Source organism: Acinetobacter sp. XH1741 (genome assembly GCF_041021895.1).
GTDB lineage: Bacteria > Pseudomonadota > Gammaproteobacteria > Pseudomonadales > Moraxellaceae > Acinetobacter.
In genome coordinates this window covers 1,736,041-1,754,208 of sequence record NZ_CP157428.1, presented here as the reverse complement: position 1 = coordinate 1,754,208, position 18,168 = coordinate 1,736,041, and the positions used below count along the sequence as shown (strand labels likewise).

Annotated in this window: 16 protein-coding genes; 8 read left to right on the top strand and 8 right to left on the bottom strand. The window is 38.9% G+C overall.

Annotated features, from left to right (window positions below):
- Window positions 1–7: 7 nt before the first annotated feature.
- The 6 genes from ABLB96_RS08320 to ABLB96_RS08295 form a co-directional block, all read right to left on the bottom strand.
- Complete coding sequence (locus tag ABLB96_RS08320) at window positions 8–1,006, bottom strand: adenosine deaminase (RefSeq protein WP_348896728.1); 999 nt, start codon at window positions 1,004–1,006, stop codon at window positions 8–10.
- 109 nt (window positions 1,007–1,115) lie between these two features.
- Window positions 1,116–2,435 carry an NCS2 family permease gene (locus ABLB96_RS08315; RefSeq protein WP_348896729.1) on the bottom strand — a complete coding sequence of 440 codons (1,320 nt, stop codon included), beginning with the start codon at window positions 2,433–2,435 and terminating at the stop codon, window positions 1,116–1,118.
- A 323-nt stretch (window positions 2,436–2,758) separates the two neighbouring features.
- Entirely contained in the window at window positions 2,759–2,986 is a 228-nt protein-coding gene (locus ABLB96_RS08310) for a hypothetical protein (protein ID WP_348896730.1), read from the bottom strand.
- Between the two features lie 368 nt (window positions 2,987–3,354).
- A complete protein-coding gene (locus ABLB96_RS08305) occupies window positions 3,355–4,905 on the bottom strand; it encodes an NAD(P)/FAD-dependent oxidoreductase (RefSeq protein ID WP_348896731.1) in 1,551 nt (516 codons plus the stop codon).
- 23 nt (window positions 4,906–4,928) lie between these two features.
- The gene (locus ABLB96_RS08300) at window positions 4,929–5,759 is read right to left on the bottom strand and encodes an SDR family NAD(P)-dependent oxidoreductase (RefSeq protein ID WP_348896732.1); all 831 of its coding nucleotides are present in this window, start codon (window positions 5,757–5,759) and stop codon (window positions 4,929–4,931) included.
- 64 nt (window positions 5,760–5,823) lie between these two features.
- Window positions 5,824–6,786 carry a metal-dependent hydrolase gene (locus ABLB96_RS08295; RefSeq protein ID WP_348896733.1) on the bottom strand — a complete coding sequence of 321 codons (963 nt, stop codon included), beginning with the start codon at window positions 6,784–6,786 and terminating at the stop codon, window positions 5,824–5,826.
- Window positions 6,787–7,320: 534 nt separating this feature from the next.
- Between ABLB96_RS08295 and ABLB96_RS08290 the strand changes: the two genes are divergently transcribed.
- Entirely contained in the window at window positions 7,321–8,043 is a 723-nt protein-coding gene (locus ABLB96_RS08290) for a pirin family protein (RefSeq protein ID WP_348896734.1), read from the top strand.
- A gap of 64 nt (window positions 8,044–8,107) precedes the next feature.
- On the opposite strand, the gene ABLB96_RS08285 is transcribed toward ABLB96_RS08290, so the two are convergent.
- A complete protein-coding gene (locus tag ABLB96_RS08285) occupies window positions 8,108–8,731 on the bottom strand; it encodes a TetR/AcrR family transcriptional regulator (protein ID WP_348896735.1) in 624 nt (207 codons plus the stop codon).
- 524 nt (window positions 8,732–9,255) lie between these two features.
- On the opposite strand from ABLB96_RS08285, the gene ABLB96_RS08280 reads away from it, so the two are divergent.
- The 4 genes from ABLB96_RS08280 to ABLB96_RS08265 all read left to right on the top strand — a co-directional run bounded on the left by ABLB96_RS08280 (window position 9,256) and on the right by ABLB96_RS08265 (window position 13,648).
- Window positions 9,256–10,215, top strand: a complete 960-nt coding sequence (locus ABLB96_RS08280; RefSeq protein ID WP_348896736.1) for a metal-dependent hydrolase — start codon at window positions 9,256–9,258, stop codon at window positions 10,213–10,215.
- A 64-nt stretch (window positions 10,216–10,279) separates the two neighbouring features.
- The gene (locus ABLB96_RS08275; RefSeq protein ID WP_348896737.1) at window positions 10,280–11,113 is read left to right on the top strand and encodes an SDR family NAD(P)-dependent oxidoreductase; all 834 of its coding nucleotides are present in this window, start codon (window positions 10,280–10,282) and stop codon (window positions 11,111–11,113) included.
- 22 nt (window positions 11,114–11,135) lie between these two features.
- Window positions 11,136–12,659, top strand: coding sequence for an NAD(P)/FAD-dependent oxidoreductase (locus tag ABLB96_RS08270; protein WP_348896738.1), 1,524 nt, complete (start codon window positions 11,136–11,138; stop codon window positions 12,657–12,659).
- Between the two features lie 113 nt (window positions 12,660–12,772).
- A complete protein-coding gene (locus ABLB96_RS08265; protein ID WP_348896739.1) occupies window positions 12,773–13,648 on the top strand; it encodes a class I SAM-dependent methyltransferase in 876 nt (291 codons plus the stop codon).
- 9 nt (window positions 13,649–13,657) lie between these two features.
- Here the strand turns inward: ABLB96_RS08265 and ABLB96_RS08260 are convergent, their stop codons facing one another.
- Entirely contained in the window at window positions 13,658–14,671 is a 1,014-nt protein-coding gene (locus ABLB96_RS08260; RefSeq protein WP_348896740.1) for an AraC family transcriptional regulator, read from the bottom strand.
- A 136-nt stretch (window positions 14,672–14,807) separates the two neighbouring features.
- On the opposite strand from ABLB96_RS08260, the gene ABLB96_RS08255 reads away from it, so the two are divergent.
- The 3 genes from ABLB96_RS08255 to ABLB96_RS08245 all read left to right on the top strand — a co-directional run bounded on the left by ABLB96_RS08255 (window position 14,808) and on the right by ABLB96_RS08245 (window position 18,159).
- Window positions 14,808–16,295 carry an NAD(P)/FAD-dependent oxidoreductase gene (locus ABLB96_RS08255; protein ID WP_348896741.1) on the top strand — a complete coding sequence of 496 codons (1,488 nt, stop codon included), beginning with the start codon at window positions 14,808–14,810 and terminating at the stop codon, window positions 16,293–16,295.
- Window positions 16,296–16,339: 44 nt separating this feature from the next.
- Window positions 16,340–17,194, top strand: a complete 855-nt coding sequence (locus tag ABLB96_RS08250) for an SDR family oxidoreductase (protein WP_348896742.1) — start codon at window positions 16,340–16,342, stop codon at window positions 17,192–17,194.
- Between the two features lie 71 nt (window positions 17,195–17,265).
- Entirely contained in the window at window positions 17,266–18,159 is an 894-nt protein-coding gene (locus ABLB96_RS08245) for an alpha/beta hydrolase (protein WP_348896743.1), read from the top strand.
- Window positions 18,160–18,168: the final 9 nt, after the last annotated feature.

Sequence of the window (18,168 nt, the reverse complement as noted above, 5' to 3'; positions counted from 1 at the left end):
TTTTTATTTAGATTTTTTGGATTTCCGAAATCCACTTTTCTTTCTCTTCATCTGAAATGAAAGAAGCCTCAAAAGAGTTAATCGCGAGTTGCTTTAACTCATCATTGTTTAAGTCTAGTGCTTGCTGAATAGCAACGAAGTTATCATTCATATAACCACCGAAATATGAAGGATCATCAGAGTTAACCGTCACGTGTACGCCTTTTTGTAAAAGACGACGGATATTGTGATCTTTCATATCCTTAACCACGCACAACTTTAAGTTACTTAAAGGACAAACGGTTAAAGGCATTTTTTCATTAATTAAACGAGCCATTAATTGTTCATCTTCTTCAGAACGTACACCGTGGTCAATACGATTTACTTTGAGCAAGTCTAATGCTTCCCACACATACTCAGGCGGGCCTTCTTCGCCTGCATGGGCTACGATTAAGAAGCCTGCTTCACGCGCTTTAGCAAAAACACGTTCAAATTTAGCCGGTGGGTGGCCGACTTCACTTGAATCAAGTCCAACAGCAATGATGTCTTCTTTAAACGGCAAAGCTTGCTCAAGCGTCTCAAATGCCGCCTCTTCGCTTAAATGACGCAAGAAACACATAATAAGCTGAGAGCTAATACCAAATTTAGCTTTTGCATCAGCACACGCACGTTTAAGGCCATTGATCACCGTTGCAAAAGCAATACCACGGTCGGTATGAGTTTGCGGATCAAAGAACATTTCTGTATGAACGACCCGATCTTCTGCACATTTTTCAAAATATGCCCATGCCAAGTCATAAAAATCTTGCTCATGAACAAGAACATTTGCGCCTGCATAGTAAATATCTAAAAATGATTGAAGATTATGAAAGTTATAAGCTTGCTTGACTTCTTCAACAGATTTGTAAGGAATCTGAATCTGATTACGCTGTGCGATTGCGAACATTAATTCCGGTTCAAATGTACCTTCAATATGCACATGTAACTCGGCTTTTGGTAAGGCCTGAATCAGCTCGACTTGATTCATATTAACTCCACATCTAAAGAAAAAAGGGTGTGTTAAGCACACCCTTTAATAATTTCTATCTTATATAACTACCGCTAAAGTAGTTCTAAAAGAAAATTATAAAATTGTATTAACCGCCAAAGACGATAAATTTAAATACCCAAAGAGCAGCAATAATCCACACCATGTATGGAACAGTTTTTGCCTTACCTGTGAATAATTTCACTAATGCATAGCTGATAAAGCCCATTGCAATACCATCTGCAATTGAATAAGCAAATGGCATAAATACAATCGTTAAAAAGGATGGAACAGCTTCTGTAATATCATCCCAATCAATATGTGTGATCCCTTGGATCATCAATACACCGATGAACAATAAAGCCGGTGCTGTTGCAAAACCTGGTACAGACTGAGCAAGAGGCGCTAAAAATAAACAGCAAACAAATAAGAAGGCAACCACTACCGCAGTTAAACCTGTACGTCCACCCGCTGCTACACCTGAAGCTGATTCAATATAAGGAGTAGTTGACGAGGTACCTAATGCAGCACCTGCCACAATTGCAGTCGAGTCAGCAAATAATGCTTTTTTCAAACGTGGTAATTTACCATCTTTTAAAAGCCCCGCACGGTGTGAAACACCAACCAAAGTCCCGGTACTATCAAACAAGTCAACAATAAAGAAGACAAAGATGACACCGACCATACTTGCGGTAAATAAGCCTTTAAAGTCCATTTGCATGAAAGTTGGTGCAATTGAAGGAATTTCACCGACCACGCCTTTAAACTCATTTAACCCCAAGGCAGTAGCAATTGCTGTAACCACCAAAATACTAATAATGATTGCGCCACGAACTTTCAAATGATGCAAAACTACAATGAGTAGAAAACCAAATAAAGCGAGCAATACCGTAGGCTGCTTAATATTACCTAAACCCACTAAAGTGGCTTGGTTAGCTACAATAATTCCGGCGTTCTTTAAGGCAACAAGTGCAAGGAATAAACCAATACCACCGCCTATTGCAAATTTAAGTGACATCGGGATTGCGTTGACAATCGCCTCACGAACTTTAAAGAAGCTAATTGCAAGAAATACAACGCCTGACACAAAAACAGCAGCTAAAGCAGTCTGCCAAGGCACTCCCATGCCCATACATACTGAATAGGTAAAATAAGCATTAAGCCCCATACCAGGTGCTAAGGCAATTGGGTAGTTGGCAATGATACCCATCACTAAACAACCGATTGCTGCCGCCAAACAGGTCGCAACGAATACGGCGCCATGATCCATGCCGGTTTCTGATAAAATGAGTGGATTGACAATGATGATGTAACACATCGTTAAAAATGTAGTTACACCAGCAAGAACTTCTGTTCGAAACGTGGTTTTATTGTCGCTTAACTTAAATAAACGCTCTAACCAGCCAGCCGAAGAATTGGGCGCCGCCATAAGTAGCCTCTATACAAAATCTGAACTGTGAAATATGTACTTCTATGTAGGTATCTGAACAATCTTGTTTTTCTGTTCAGATCTCTAGACAAGAATTTCAAATAGACGAAGCAACAAATATGCCACTCATTTGATTTCTGGTTTTATACACAGAAAATAGCCACAGCCCCTCTTGAAACACAAAAAAGCTGCATAACCCTTATGCAGCTTTTTTACTATACGTTCAATAAGTTTAACAGATTCAACAGCAACATGATCAAAATTTATGAAAAGATATGATCAATGGCGTACTTTTTTAAAGCAAATTACATGAACTATTTTTGTTAGAAAAAAACTTTTTTATCACTGATATATTTTTTCCAATTATAAGAAGCTAAATCGCTATGGTGAACCCGATTAGGATTTTGCTCAATGGTCTGCAAATTTTTTTCTGCTTCTTGAATAATTCGCATGAGCTCCTGATGTCTTTTATTTTGCGTATCTAAATATGCCCAATACCCTAATACAAAGACAATACTCACACATAACACTATTAATACTTTATTGATCATTATTATTATCTCTATGTTTTTAATGTTAATGATCTTAACAAAAAATAGGCAGTTTGTGAATATTTTCACATTTATTTACAATAATTATCAATTGCTCAAGCTATTGATATAAAAAGTGATTCTTACTTTGCAATTTAAAATTTGATTAAAAAGAAAACTTTTCACTTAAAAAATCATTTTTAAAAATAACTATATTATTTTACGTAAAACTTATATATAGTACTTGGCCGAATTTTATTTTTAAGTATATTTAAATTTATTTTTTACTTTAACTTCATTATAAGATTGATTGAATTTTCATTTATTTCTTAAATCACTTCAAAATAAAAAGCCCATCTTAATAAATAAAAATGGGCTTTATAAATTAATTAACCAGCGACTTCTTCGATTTTCGATTTAGTTTTTATCAAATCTGTCTCAAAAATCACCTCATATTCATCTAATTTTAAATGATGTAAGCGCTCTCTAAGCTTTTTCAGTGACCAAGGCCATGCGGCAAAGTTACGACCATTGGCATCGAGGTAGTAGCTTTTACATCCCCCACTATTAAATACAGTCGTTTGCAGGTGTTTTTGCACCAAGTCATTATGCTTTTTAATCACATCTGACTTAACGGAAAGTTTAGCAATCCCTTTTGCCTTCATTTGGAGTAAACCATCTACAATGTATTGCAACTGTGCTTCTGCTAAACCAATAAACGAGTCATAAACCAATACGTTTGGTCCTAACATAAGAAATGCATTGGGTACGTTTTCAATATTAGTTCCTAAGTAAGCTTCTGGTGATGAATCTTTCCAAAGTTCAGCTAAGCATTCCCCTTTTTCATTAAACACACGTTTACCAATTGGCGGGTGAGATACTTCAAAACCCGTGCCCCAAATAATTACATCAACTTCGTGACGTTCACCGTTAGCAGCAACTACTGTATTACCTTCAACTTTGACTAGACCATGTGGAATAAGCGTCGTATTTGGTGCTTGTAAAGCTGGATAGTAATTGTTGGCAAATAAAATACGTTTACAGCCAATATCAAAATTCGGCGTGACGTTTTGACGTAAAACTGGGTCTTTAATTTGCAACTTTAAAAGTTGTTTCGCAGCAAAATTAACAGGTTTTAATGCTTTGGGATTTCGTAGACCAAAATTAATGACATTTAAGGTTCTCGCTACAGCTTGTCGCCAAGTGGCCTGAATAGAGGGATACTTTGCAATCACAGATTTACTCAATTCACCCAAGTCTGTATCTGGTTTTGGCAATACCCATGGCGCCGTACGCTGGAATACAAAAAGCTCTTTAGCTTGAGGCTGAATTTGTGGAACAAACTGAATGGCAGATGCACCCGTACCAATCACGGCAATGCGCTTACCAGTTAAGTCATAATCATGGTTCCATTTGGCTGAATGGAACATCTCACCTGTAAATGTTTCCAAACCTTCAAGACGTGGAATTTGAGCTTCGGTAATTGGACCAGTAGCGAATAAAACAGTTTTAGCTTTATATAAGCCAGAGCTTGTTTCTAGTTTCCAGACATGTTGCAGGTCATCCCACTCAGCTTTTAATAGTTCGGTATTAAATTCAATAGAAGACTCAATATCAAACTCGCGGCTTACGTCTTCCAAGTAACTTAAGATTTCTGGTTGGCGTGCAAATAAATGACTCCATTTTGCACTTGGTGCAAATGAGTAAGAATAAAGAGCTGATGGCACATCACAACCACAACCCGGATAGGTATTTTCACGCCATGTTCCACCGACACGTGCTGCTTTTTCTATAATCTTAAAGTTAGTTAAACCAGCTTCATTTAACTTAATGGCAGCAGCTATTCCTGAGATACCTGCACCGACTATAAAAGTATCGTAAATATGTGCAACTTCTTGGTTTTTACGGGTACGTGTATTTATTCTAGGTTTAGTGACCATAATTTTTCTGCCTATACAAAATTTTATTTAAATAACTGATAAGAAAGCCCGAGGAACTTTGCATATAGAGTTGGAGACGTTCTTTTCATAAGCCAGAATAATTTGGCGTCGATCTGTGGTGTGGTATAGAGCTGACCTCGATCTAATCGGTTCAATGTGAGATTGGCTACTGCATCACTGGTGGTCATGGCATAGTTCATGAGTGCATGGTCAGCTAGTTTTGAATAACGACCCGGAATACGGCCATTTTTAATAATATTGGTCGGAACCAAAGTTGGGCAGAGTACATTCACTTTAATATTAAATTTGCGAAGCTCGGCTGAAAGCGTTTCTGATAATGCTAATACACCAGCTTTCGTTACGTTATAGACACTCATTTCTGGAGCAGCGGTATATGAGGCCGCAGAAGCAACATTAATTATTGCGCCGTAACCTAGTTTTTTGAGCTTTGGCACAAATGCATGGCACCCATGAATAACTCCCCATAGATTTACATGCATACACCACTTCCAGTCTTCCAGACTCATTTCATCAAATTTGCCACCTAAACCTACACCGGCATTGTTAATGATGAGCGTTACTGGATGCTCAAGTAACTGTTCAGCTTGATCAGCCAAAGCTTGTACTTGTTCGGCTTGTCCAACATCACACTGTACGGCAAATGCTTTTTGTCCAAACTGTTCAACTAACTTTACGGTTTCTTGTGCAGCTTCTAAATTAATATCTGCACAGACAATACTGCCACCACGCTTTGCCAGTTCAATCGCAAAACTTCGACCAATTCCACTGCCTGCACCTGTCACAACTGCATATGCATTTCGACTCGGCTGGTCTTTCTTACCAAATAGAATCATAGTAAATCCTAAAAAATTTAGGGAAACGGCAGTAATTTTGCTATTACCGCCATGACCAGCAGTTTTATGAAACTACACGAACTGAGGGAGTAAATTCCTTTACGAAATAAGGTGCGATTGCTCCACCTTCGTTCAATAATTTGTTTTTGTAATACTCAAGATATTCAGTTGTATCATGATCATTTGGATGGAAATTGGGACGTAAATAATCAAAAATCTGGCCGAGGGTACTGCCAAATACTCCGTCTTTTGGACTAAAAATTAAGCTGACCCCACGACGAGCGTCTTTCCAGAATTTTCTAGTCAACATCTCTTGCGGTTTACGTAGTACGGGTACCAATAACGTTGCTGCCGGAATAAGTCCTAAAATCGTGATAAAAGCCATAAGAAAACCAGATGCACGCAAAGGATAGTTACCGTTTAGAACCTGATAAACATCATAGGCAATGTCTTTATGTTCAGACTCTTCGAGCATATGCCACATCCATAAAGCACGGCTTTTTGCATCATCGGTATAATAAAAATTCTTTTCATGCTTCATCATGTATTCAGCAAGTACTGCCGTAAAATGCTCAATACCTGCCATGAGCGAAAGCTTTAATGGTTGAGGAAATTTTAAAAAAACATATTTAAAGAAGTTTTCGCCTAAGAAACGATACAAGTCGACCGGATATTCCAGTTCTTTAATTGCATCATTAAATTCATTGTGCAATTTAGAATGAATAGCCTCTTGGCCAATCAGTGAAGTAACGCGCTGTTTTAAAATCGGGTCTTGAATAAATTCACGGTGGTGACGAGCGGTTTCTATAACCAGATCCTCACCATACGTTAAAAACACCGATAGTGTGGCGAAAAACAAAGTAGCGAATTGGTTGTTGACGTAAAACTCGATATCAATTTCTTTGCCATCAAATCCGATATTTAAATGGCGGATTGGGATAGATCCTTTATTAGAGAAGTCTATCTTTTGATAGCGAGCAATCACTGATTGAGGAGAAATAATATTTCGGATAGCTTGAGCGACCATTTTCGACACCCTATAAAATTTGTTAAATACAAGGCAGCGTCGAATCAAACAGGTAAAGTTGTCTTTAGATTATTTCTTGCAATCTTTAACTGCTCTAGAACAAACATTTGCTCGAATACATCTGCCTTGCCATGTTTTATGAACTTAAACGCTGTTAAGTTCACCAAATCAAATTAAATTAAATTAAATTAAATTAAATAGTGCGCTTGATGTATCACCCAAACAAGGACAAAAAAAGCCAACCCGCATTGAAACTTTTTGCCAACTAAAATATTTTTTGATTATTTCAAATAAGTTATATAACTTATGATTATTCATATTTATTTATCTAAAAATACACATGTCCTAAAATGATTTAAAAATGTCTTAAAATGATAATATCTGAGATATTATGCCTATAATTTCAACTATTTCACACTTACATATCATCGTTCCAAAAATCACACCAAGCTTTCTGTTTTTAGAGCTTCATTGCATAAACGCAAACGATAAACTGCACTCAGAGAAAAAAAATTGGATTGAGGAGAATAAATCATGTTTGATATGCGTTTATCTCATGAGCGTGGTGCAGCACATCATGGCTGGTTACAGTCAAAACACACGTTTTCATTTGCAAATTATTGGGACCCGAAACAAGTAGGCTTTTCAGATTTGCTTGTGATTAATGACGATACTGTTGCGCCATCAAAAGGCTTTGGTACTCACCCTCACCGCAACATGGAAATTATTTCCTATGTGCTAGAAGGTGCTTTAGAACATAAAGACTCAATGGGTACAGGTTCGGTTATTGTGCCGGGTGATATTCAATTAATGAGCGCAGGTCGTGGTGTTGCTCATAGTGAATTTAACCACTCTGCTCAAGAAAATGTTCATTTCTTGCAAATTTGGGTTGTTCCAAACGAAGTGAATACCACACCGGGCTATCAACAATTGCATATTTCCGAGGAAGACAAACGCGGTAAATTGCACTTGATGATTTCACCAAAAGGTGGCGAAAAAACTTTATCGATCAAACAAGACATTAATATTTATTCAGGTCTTTTTGATGGTGAAGAAACAGCAGAGTTCACAATTCCAGAAGGACGCTATGTTTACCTCCATGTGGCAAAAGGCCGTATTGATGTAAACGGTAAAACCTTTAACACAGGTGATGCTGCGCGTATTCGTGATGGAGGCAAGTTATCATTTACGAATGGTGACAACGCTGAAATTTTGATTTTTAATATGCGTCCGGAAGAAGTTCCAACCATGCCATAATCAACAAAACACCTGCGTAGAGATATACGCAGGTGTTTTTTTATGTACATTAATCATCAAAAACTTACGACTGGTCTTCCGATTTTGCCATTTCAGTATTGATATAACTCATAATCATAGTGGTTAGCCCCTGCACCATTTCATCAAAACTAATAAATGGGTTGGGTAAAATCAGATGCCTTGCTACGTTAAAAATACCGCTATTAATACAAATATAAGTAATGACAGGTAAATTATTAATTTTTAGATATTTAGGATTATGCATCATATATTTCATGATGACTTCCATTAAAGCCTGTTCAATTTTTGGAATATATTTATCGTATTGTAGCTCACCTGCATAACGTAAAACCGTTAAATATCGGTCATTATTTTTCTTTAATAAATCACTAAATGTATAAAAAATCATTTCAATGACAGGCTCTAACTCCAACTGTAAAATAGTCGGTGTAAGCTCTGTAATCATATCCAGAATTTCCCGAACAAAAAAATGATTCATCGCATCATAAATTTCTTCTTTATTTTTAAAATATTCATATAAAGACCCGACACTCACCCCTGCAATTTCTGCAATGTGGCGTGTGGTCGTGCCACTTGGCCCATGAAGTGCCACAGCGATAAAACCAGCTTCAATTATCGTGTCGACAGTGACTTTGGCGCGTGCCTGACGGGGTTTTCGGGTTGACATGTTTTCTTATAAATAATCCGAACATAAACTCAGATTAGCATGTAATCTGGCCCTACTCTAATAAAAAAATAAAATCCGAATACTTGTCAAATTTTATAAAATAATTTCCTTAAACCTACAGCTAAACATATTTATCAGTCCTTTTATTATTGAAACTACAACCCTAAAGAAAATCATATAATTAATATAAAAATCAATATATTAATAGGTTTTATTATTCCTCATTTATTTTATAAAAATGCGAAATCGAAACTTTAAAAACTTGAAAAGTTACCCGAATTGAATCCGAACATAAAGTCAGATTAACATGAAAAAATTAAAGAAGAGTCATTAGACGACTCTCGTCTAGATCAACTCTTCTTTCCGTTATTCAGCCAAATAATCAAACAAATAACGGAGCAACAACACCGTAGTCAATGCAGAGAATCATCTGTATTTGAAAATGGATTTTACAGTGCTTTGCTGATGATTGAATTGATTGATTTTCATCAAAATGCACCACTACTTTGTCTCAGGGTATCGCCATGATCTCGACCACAGTTAAAAAATCATTAAACAAACTTAAATTTCACCGTGAAATCGAGTTACCGGACTTTGCTAGCAAAAACTCTATTCCTATTCGCCACTTAAATATTGGTTTTGATGGCAAAGAAATTGACGTCAGATTTTATATGGACAATCAATTTGCCACGATGTTTTTTGCCACACTTTCGGTCTTTTTAACTTATGGTGAAGATCTGGTGATTGAAACCGCTCGCCATCACCGTGACTTTATTCAAGACCCAATATTGAAACAGCGCGTTACTTCACTGATTGGTCAAGAAGCCATTCATTCTAAATTACATAATGAATATAACGATGCTCTTCAAGATACTGAATACCCTGTTGCGCTATATCGTTTTCTTGGCTCGAACTTCTTTAAATATGTTTTCTTAAAGTTCCCTCAACCCCTCAAATTATCGATGATGGCGGGTATTGAGCATTTTACCGCTGTACTTGCTGAATACATGATGAAGCACGAAAAGAACTTCTATTATTCAGACGATGCAAAAAGCCGTGCACTATGGATGTGGCACATGCTTGAAGAGTCCGAACATAAAGATATTGCCTATGATGTTTATCAACTCTTAAATGGCAGCTATCCACTACGTGCATCGGGCTTCTTCCTTGCGCTATTTACCATTTTAGGTTTAATTCCTGCGACTACATTATTTGTACCTGTTTTAAGAAAGCCGCAAGAGATGCTCACTCGAAAGTTCTGGAAAGATGCTGGTCGTGGTGTGGGTTTAATCTTTGGCCCTAAAGACGGTGTATTCGGAAGTACGATTGGTCAAATTCTTGACTACTTACGCCCAGACTTTCATCCAAATGATCATGATACAACTGAATATCTTGAGTATTACAAAAACAAATTACTGAGCGAAGGCGGTGCAATTGCGCCTTACTTTGTTAAAGAATTAACCCCTCCAGTACGCATGTCTTAATCGTCCTGCATTTCCAGCTATCAAAAGATAGCTGGTATCTCTTCAAGCTATTTAGGGATGAATCATGATTTTATTTGGCAAAAAGAAAGTTAAACCAAGCCAAAAAGCTTATGCCGTAGTGACGGGTGCAGGCAGTGGAATTGGTCGAAGTTTTGCAATTGAACTGGCAAAACGTGGTAGCAGCGTAGTGTGTGCAGATATTAATTTGGAAGCTGCTGAAGAAACTGTAAAACTTCTTGAACAAGAAGGTGCAAAAGCTTTTGCTATGCGTTGTGATGTAGGCAATGCAGAACAAGTTAATCATCTAGCTGAAACTGCTGAAATCTTACTTGGGCACCCTGTGACTCTTGTTATTAATAATGCTGGTGTAGGTTTGGGTGGCAAATTTGATGAACTCACCCTAGAAGACTGGAACTGGGTCATGAACATTAACCTTTGGGGAGTAATTCATGGCTGTCATGCATTTGTTCCTAAGTTTAAAAAACTAGGTTATGGCGCGATTATTAATGTCGCATCTGCAGCCTCATATACTGCTGCTCCAGAAATGACCGCTTATAACGTGACTAAAGCAGGTGTCCGTGCACTTTCAGAAACACTTTCTGCTGAGCTTCACAAATTTAACATTAAAGTGAATGTGCTCTGCCCAACTTTGGTTCCGACCAATATCATTAAAAATGGCCGTATTCCGGGTCGCTATTCAAAACTAGCAGATCATGCACTGATGAACTATGCCATGACAACAAGTGATGATGTCGCAAGATTAACCCTTAACCGTCTTGATCAGGATGAGTTGTATACCATTCCTCAAATTGATGCGAAGTTATTCTGGCTCATGAAACGTGCATCTCCAAGCTTGTATACCAAGTTCCTTGGTACATCGTACAAATTATTTAAATAAGAAATTTATAGGTAGTACATATATGACTGCGCAAATGAAAACAAATGCTTCAGCAAAAAAAGCTGTCAATTCACCTAGCCACATTTTCGATACTTTTATTGTGGGCGCTGGCATTTCAGGAATCGCTGCTGCTATTCGTCTCGATCAAGTGGGTTATACCAACTATAAAATTATAGAAAAAGCAGCACGTGTCGGCGGAACATGGCGTGAAAATACCTATCCGGGTTGTGGTTGTGATGTGCCATCGGCTCTTTATTCTTACTCATTTGCACCAAGTGCAAAATGGAGTCATTTATTTGCACGCCAACCTGAAATCTTAAGTTACTTAGAAGATGTGAGTAATGAATTTAATATCATGTCTAAAATTGAGTTTAATAATGAACTACTCAACGCAGCATGGGACGACTCACGTCATGTATGGGTACTTGATACCACTACTGGTCAATATTTATCTAAAACCGTTATTTTTGCCACAGGTCCAATTACCGAAGCTCAAATTCCACGTCTTGAAGGCCTAGAAACTTTTACAGGTGAAATGTTCCATTCAGCGAAATGGAACCATGATTATGACTTAACTGGTAAGCGCATTGCCGTGATTGGTACAGGTGCATCTGCCATCCAGTTTGTGCCACAAATTCAACCTAAAGCCAAAGAGCTTTTTGTATTCCAGCGTACGGCACCATGGGTATTGCCTAAACCGGATACGGACTTGGGTGAATTGAGTAAATCTGTGATTGCAAAGTATCCCTCTATTCAGGCGAGCTGGCGTAAAAGTGTAGCGTTAACGCTGAATGCGATTAACTTTGGTTTACGTAATCCTCTTGCGCTAAAACCAGTAAATGTACTCGGTAAGCAATTACTTAAACTTCAAATTACAGACCCTGTGCTACGTAAAAACGTCACGCCAAACTTTGATATTGGCTGTAAACGTATTTTGTTTGCCAACAATTACTATCCTGCACTACAAGCCCCAAATACAACCCTGATCCCTCATGGCTTGGTGAAAGTAGAAGGCAATACAGTGGTTGCTGCCAATGGTGAACGTCACGAAGTTGATGTGATTATTTGGGGTACAGGTTTTGAAGTGTCTCACCCACCCATTGGTAAACGTGTGTTTAATGAAAAAGGTCAACGTTTAAATGACTTATGGAAAAACACTTCACCAGAAGCTTACTTAGGAACCAACATTGAAAATGTACCGAATGCATTCTTAGTTTTAGGGCCAAACGTACTGGTGTATGACTCGTTTATTGGTTTGGCAGAAGCACAGCTCGACTACATTGTAGATGGCTTGTTGAAAATTAAAAACAAAGGAATTAGCAAACTAAACGTCAAGTCGGATGTGATTAAAAAGCACAACGACTTGGTACAAAAACACTTACAAACAACCGTATTTAATAGCGGCGGTTGTAAGAGCTATTATCTTGACGCAAACGGTCGCAACTTCGCTGCATGGCCTTGGTCACTGAAAAAGCTTAAACAACGTTTGAAAAAACTAGATTTGAAAGATTATGAAGTGACTTACCAAACGTCAAAAACACATTAATTTGTAATTTTGACCAAATCAGTTGTAAGGAATGGGCAGTGTATTTTAGATTTTCATGAAATACACTGCCTTCTTCGTTGAATATCTTCAAGAAATAAAAAAACAGGATAAAGATGAAAGAAGGTCAATCAAGTCGCACCGCCGAAGCTGCTGCTGCATTACGAGCCAATCATTTTCAAAATACAAAGAACCCCGTATTTTCAGACCCTTATGCTTTTGAACTGACCAGCAAAGGTTGGAAACAACTTTTATCTACACCATTTATTGTTAAAGTCATGAATTCAGCAGTTTTAAACCGTACTTTAGGTTTGCTTACTGGACAAGTCGTCGGACGTTCCCGTTATGCCGAAGATTTACTGGATCAGGCTGTTCAATACAACATTTACCAATATGTTTTGGTTGGGGCGGGTTTAGACTCTTTTGTACTACGTGAGTCACAGCATTACCCAACTTTAAAAATTTTTGAAGTAGATCATCCTGATACTCAAGCGGCTAAACAAGCAAAGCTCAAAAAGCTAGGTGAACTCCCCTCTACTGTTGAATTTGTTTCTATTAACTTTGAAAAAGAATCTATTTCAGAAGCTCTGACCAAAAGTCTCTATGATCAATCTGCTCCTGCATTTTTTTCATGGTTAGGAACAACTCACTATTTAAACCCGCAAACCACCCTGCAAACTTTAAAAAGTATTGCTGAATTTGCTGCAAACGGGAGTGAGGTTGTACTCGACTATTCGACCGATTTTCAGGAATTAACCGGGATTGAGCGACTTGGAAGTATGGGTGTCGCACAGTTTACCCACTTGCTCAAAGAACCTTTATTGGGTCAATTTAAACCTTCAGATCTACACCATGCTGTTAACGAAATGGGCTTTGAAGTCGTGGAAGACTTATCGGGTGAAGCCATTACTGAACGATATTTTAATGCGCGTGCCGACAATATACGCCATACCTCGGCGACCCGTTTATTGCATCTGCGTTTAAAAAAATAAAAGTATAAATTAGTGGTTGTCTAATCGCATGGCATGAGGTGTTTTCCCATGCCATCGTTTATAAGCGTGAATAAAACTGGCAGGCTCGGCATAACCTAACCACTCTGCAATTTGTTCCACAGAAACTTTAGGCAAAGCCAAATATTGTTCAGCTAGAACTTGTCTCACTTCTTCACGAATTTGAATAAAAGTCATTCCCTCTGATGCCAAGTGACGGCGCAAAGTTCGGACATTTAAGTGCAATCGATCTGCGACTATTTCCATAGAAGGCATTTCCCCACGTACACTCATCAACTGCTGTTGCACTAAGGTTGTAAATTTATTTTGTGATTGGCGTTTCTCTAATATTTGTCGACATTGCTCTTCGGCGGTGTGCAACACCAGATCATTTGCCATAAGTAGCTTTTGGTCTACTTTTTGCGGATCAAGAAGCACAAAGCTTTTAGCTGCACCAAACTCTGGCATTACACCAAACAAATTTTGATATGGCTCGGCATCACCCTTAGGCTGAAAAGAAAAAGCTAAATATTGGCAAAAATTATCTTGTACAAGGTCGCGTTGCACCGTAATCAGAGCGGCTGAATCGCGTTCGATAATAAATTGACGCACTGATGATGGAATATCTTGCTCATCAATTTCAATGCGTACTCCCTTTGGCGTCTCGGATACATCAAAACGGGTAAAGGCAAAGGTTAATGAAAAATAGGTCAGTGCAAAATCAAGTGCTTCACGAATGCTAGCACTACTCATGAGCGCCATACCTAATGGCCCAAATGTGGTGAAATGATAGCGCGCACCCACTTCTAGGCCCAATGCAGGCCGATCATCAAACTGCTCAACCAAGTTATGAATGAGCTGTAATTCTTGATGGCCGGTTACCACCATATGAGGGTCAAGTAATTGTTGTTGGCTAAGCCCTGTACCTTTCAAAATCACTTGATAAGGAATACCTGCTTCCGCTGCAAAATCAGCCATGAGTCGAACACTATGTATGCTACGTTCAAATGCCCAAGCGTACGTCACTGTACTATCCAGAATGTCCTCGAATCACAATATTTTGTCCTCATCCATCCTCTAAATCAAGTAAATAAACGATTATGCTGCATACAGGAAATTGCGATTTTTTCGCCCACTGTTTTTAAGGATTTTAGAGCAGCCTATGTTTAATTCGACGTCTAATTCAAATAAAAATGTACGTATCGCCATTATAGGCACTGGTTTCGGTGGCTTAGGTTTAGCTATTCGACTCAAACAAGCAGGTTTTGAACAATTCACTCTATTTGAAAAAGCTGCCGATGTCGGCGGTGTATGGCGTGACAATACCTATCCGGGTGCTGCATGTGATGTGCCTTCTCATCTGTATTCCTTTTCTTTTGAGCAAGAACTCGGCTGGAAAAATCGCTACGGGACATCTCAAGAGATTTATCAATATTTACGCCACTGTGCCGACAAATATGAGATTCGTCCGCATGTTCAATTTAATACTGAAATAGCCAGTGCCGAATTTGATGCCCTACAAGGTGTATGGCACATTCAAAGTACGACTGGTGAACAGTTTGAAGCTGAATTTCTAGTCGGTGCCGTGGGTCAGCTCAACCGCCCTGCCTACCCAAAACTTAAAGGTATTGAAAACTTTAAAGGTAAAGCCTTTCACTCAGCGCGTTGGGATCATGATTATGACTTAACTGGTAAACGTGTTGCTGTGATTGGTACAGGTGCAAGCGCAATTCAGTTCGTACCCGAAATTGCCAAACAAGTGGCACACCTTGATGTTTACCAACGTTCAGCGCCTTATGTGATTCCAAAACCAGATCGCGTTTACCAGCCTTTAGAGAAAAAGGCTTTTCGTAAACTTCCGATTTTGCAAAGTCTGGATCGGGCTTTTCAATATGGTCATCATGAAATTCGTTTGCTGGCCTTTACCACCTCACTGAATGAAATGCCTTTGGTGGAATATTTATTTCAGCGCCACATTCGTAAAGTTGTTAAAGACCCGAAATTACGACACCGTTTAATGCCGGATTATCCAATTGGTTGTAAACGTATTCTAATTTCGAATCATTGGTATGAAACGCTGACTCAGCCTCATGTCGATGTCATTCATACGGGCATTCAAGAAATTACCGAAAACGGCATTTTAGATACGGAAGGAAAGCTACGTGAAGTCGATACCATTATTTATGGTACAGGCTTTGCCGCAACGGAATTTATGGCACCCATGCAGATTACTGGTCTGGATGGTCGCACCTTAAAAGACACTTGGAAAGATGGTGCAGAAGCTTATCTCGGTTTAACTGTGAGCGGCTTTCCAAACTTCTTTATGCTTTATGGTCCAAACACCAATCTTGGGCACAACTCAATTGTGTATATGATTGAAAGCCAAGTGAATTATATTTTAGATGCCATTCAAACAACCTTACAAAACAAAATCTTGTTCACCAATATTCGTGCCGAAATTCAACATGAGTTTAATCAAAGCATCCAAGAAAAAATGAAAAAAACTGTCTGGGCACAAGGTTGTACCAGTTGGTATCAAACTGCTGATGGCAAAAATACCAATAACTGGCCAGGTTTTACCCTTGAATATCGTCAACGTACTCGCCGCTTCGATATTGAAAATTACACTCAAGTTTCGGCTATTTCTTAATAAAGCTTCACCATAGGAAATGAGAAAAATAAAAGGAGAATTTTATGAAGTCTTTTAAAAATAAAGTCGCAGCTGTAACAGGTGCAGGTTCTGGGATTGGACAAGCACTTGCTATTGCACTGGCCAAACAAGGTTGCCATCTGGCGCTTTCCGATATCAGTGAAACAGGTCTAGCTAAAACAGCCGAGCTGTTAGCGCCCTATTCCGTCAAAGTGACCACTCAAAAAGTTGATGTCGCTAAACGTGATGAGATTGCGACTTGGGCAAAAGCCGTTGTAGATGAGCATGGTCAAGTTAATTTAATTTTTAACAATGCCGGTGTCGCAATTGGTAGCACGGCTGAAGGTGTGAGCTATGAAGACCTTGAATGGCTGATTGGTATTAATTTTTGGGGCGTGGTTTATGGCACCAAAGAATTTTTGCCTTACTTAAAACAAAGTGGTGATGGGCATATTATTAATATTTCCAGCATGTTTGGCTTAACAGCTCAACCGACCCAAAGTGCTTATAACGCCAGTAAATTTGCCGTTCGTGGCTTTACCGAGTCTCTACGCCAAGAACTCGATATGCAAAACGCTGGGGTGAGTGCAACCTGTGTGCATCCGGGTGGTATTCGTACCAATATTGCCAAAGCTGCCCGAATGAATAATAGCGTTCAGTCTTTAGGAATGGACCCCCTAAAAAGTCAGGATGCTTTCGATAAATTACTTCGCACTCCAGCCGATGATGCCGCTCAACAAATTTTAGAGGCTGTTCGTAAAGACCGCCGCCGCTTACTTATTGGAGCCGATGCGAAAGCCATTGATGTGATTCAACGTATTCTTCCACAGGGTTATCAAAAGATTTTCGCAACGGCGACTGCCCTACAAACTCGTCTACTCAACAAATCAGCAAAATAACAATAGCGGTCAGTATGCTCTTAAGTTTGAGAGATGCTGACTTAATCACATGCTTAGTGTGAGTCATTATTATGAAGCAGCTTCTCGCATGGACCATTCGTACTACGCTACGTCCAGCTTTATCGCCTAGAACGCCATTGAAGCTACAACGTTTTTGTAGCGATGCGGCCAGTGCTATTGTGCTTGGACCACGTGGCTATAAAACAAAAAAGCAAACGATTGCTCAAGTACCGATAGTTCATATTCAACCCAAAACGACTCAATCAGAATTGGGCATTTTGTATTTACATGGGGGTGGCTATGTTGTGGGTAGTTCAAAAAGTCATACCAAGCTTGCGGCTCAAATCGGTCACGCAGCTCAGGCACAAGTCTGGTTACCTGAATATCGCCTAGCTCCAGAGCACACAAGCCCTGCTGCTACTGAAGATGTTATAGCAGTTTATAAAGCACTTCTCGCTCAAGGACAGGACCCGAAAAAACTCGTGATTGCTGGGGATTCTGCGGGCGGTGGATTAAGCTTAAGCACGGCAATGGCTATTCGAGATAGTGGTTTACCCTTACCCGCGGCGTTAGTTTTACTTTCACCTTGGGTTGACTTAAGTCTCTCTGGAAGCAGTATAAAAACTCATGCTGGTCAAGATGCAATGCTGTCAGAAGACTGGTTAGCTTGGTGTGCAAAAAACTATTGCGGGCAAAAATCATTCACTGATCAAACCTGCTCTCCACTCTATGCGGACTTGACTGGATTACCGCCTGTTTTGATTCATGTCGGCACCGAAGAAGTTTTATTAGACGATGCAAAACGTCTTACTGAACAAACTGAAAAACATGGTATTCCGACGAACTTTAGGATTTATGACCACGTCGGACATGTTTTTCAATTTCATGCAGGTATACTAAAGGAATCTGATGACTCAATTGAGCGCATTAGGCAATTCATTAATAAACATACACAGTCAATATAAAAAATATCA

Bases quoted from the DNA above. Each gene is read 5' to 3' on its own strand.
- ABLB96_RS08320 (WP_348896728.1), bottom strand. From the start codon at position 1,006: ATGAATCAAGTCGAGCTGATTCAGGCCTTACCAAAAGCCGAGTTACAT.
- ABLB96_RS08315 (WP_348896729.1), bottom strand. From the start codon at position 2,435: ATGGCGGCGCCCAATTCTTCGGCTGGCTGGTTAGAGCGTTTATTTAAG.
- ABLB96_RS08310 (WP_348896730.1), bottom strand. From the start codon at position 2,986: ATGATCAATAAAGTATTAATAGTGTTATGTGTGAGTATTGTCTTTGTA.
- ABLB96_RS08305 (WP_348896731.1), bottom strand. From the start codon at position 4,905: ATGGTCACTAAACCTAGAATAAATACACGTACCCGTAAAAACCAAGAA.
- ABLB96_RS08300 (WP_348896732.1), bottom strand. From the start codon at position 5,759: ATGATTCTATTTGGTAAGAAAGACCAGCCGAGTCGAAATGCATATGCA.
- ABLB96_RS08295 (WP_348896733.1), bottom strand. From the start codon at position 6,786: ATGGTCGCTCAAGCTATCCGAAATATTATTTCTCCTCAATCAGTGATT.
- ABLB96_RS08290 (WP_348896734.1), top strand. From the start codon at position 7,321: ATGTTTGATATGCGTTTATCTCATGAGCGTGGTGCAGCACATCATGGC.
- ABLB96_RS08285 (WP_348896735.1), bottom strand. From the start codon at position 8,731: ATGTCAACCCGAAAACCCCGTCAGGCACGCGCCAAAGTCACTGTCGAC.
- ABLB96_RS08280 (WP_348896736.1), top strand. From the start codon at position 9,256: ATGATCTCGACCACAGTTAAAAAATCATTAAACAAACTTAAATTTCAC.
- ABLB96_RS08275 (WP_348896737.1), top strand. From the start codon at position 10,280: ATGATTTTATTTGGCAAAAAGAAAGTTAAACCAAGCCAAAAAGCTTAT.
- ABLB96_RS08270 (WP_348896738.1), top strand. From the start codon at position 11,136: ATGACTGCGCAAATGAAAACAAATGCTTCAGCAAAAAAAGCTGTCAAT.
- ABLB96_RS08265 (WP_348896739.1), top strand. From the start codon at position 12,773: ATGAAAGAAGGTCAATCAAGTCGCACCGCCGAAGCTGCTGCTGCATTA.
- ABLB96_RS08255 (WP_348896741.1), top strand. From the start codon at position 14,808: ATGTTTAATTCGACGTCTAATTCAAATAAAAATGTACGTATCGCCATT.
- ABLB96_RS08250 (WP_348896742.1), top strand. From the start codon at position 16,340: ATGAAGTCTTTTAAAAATAAAGTCGCAGCTGTAACAGGTGCAGGTTCT.
- ABLB96_RS08245 (WP_348896743.1), top strand. From the start codon at position 17,266: ATGAAGCAGCTTCTCGCATGGACCATTCGTACTACGCTACGTCCAGCT.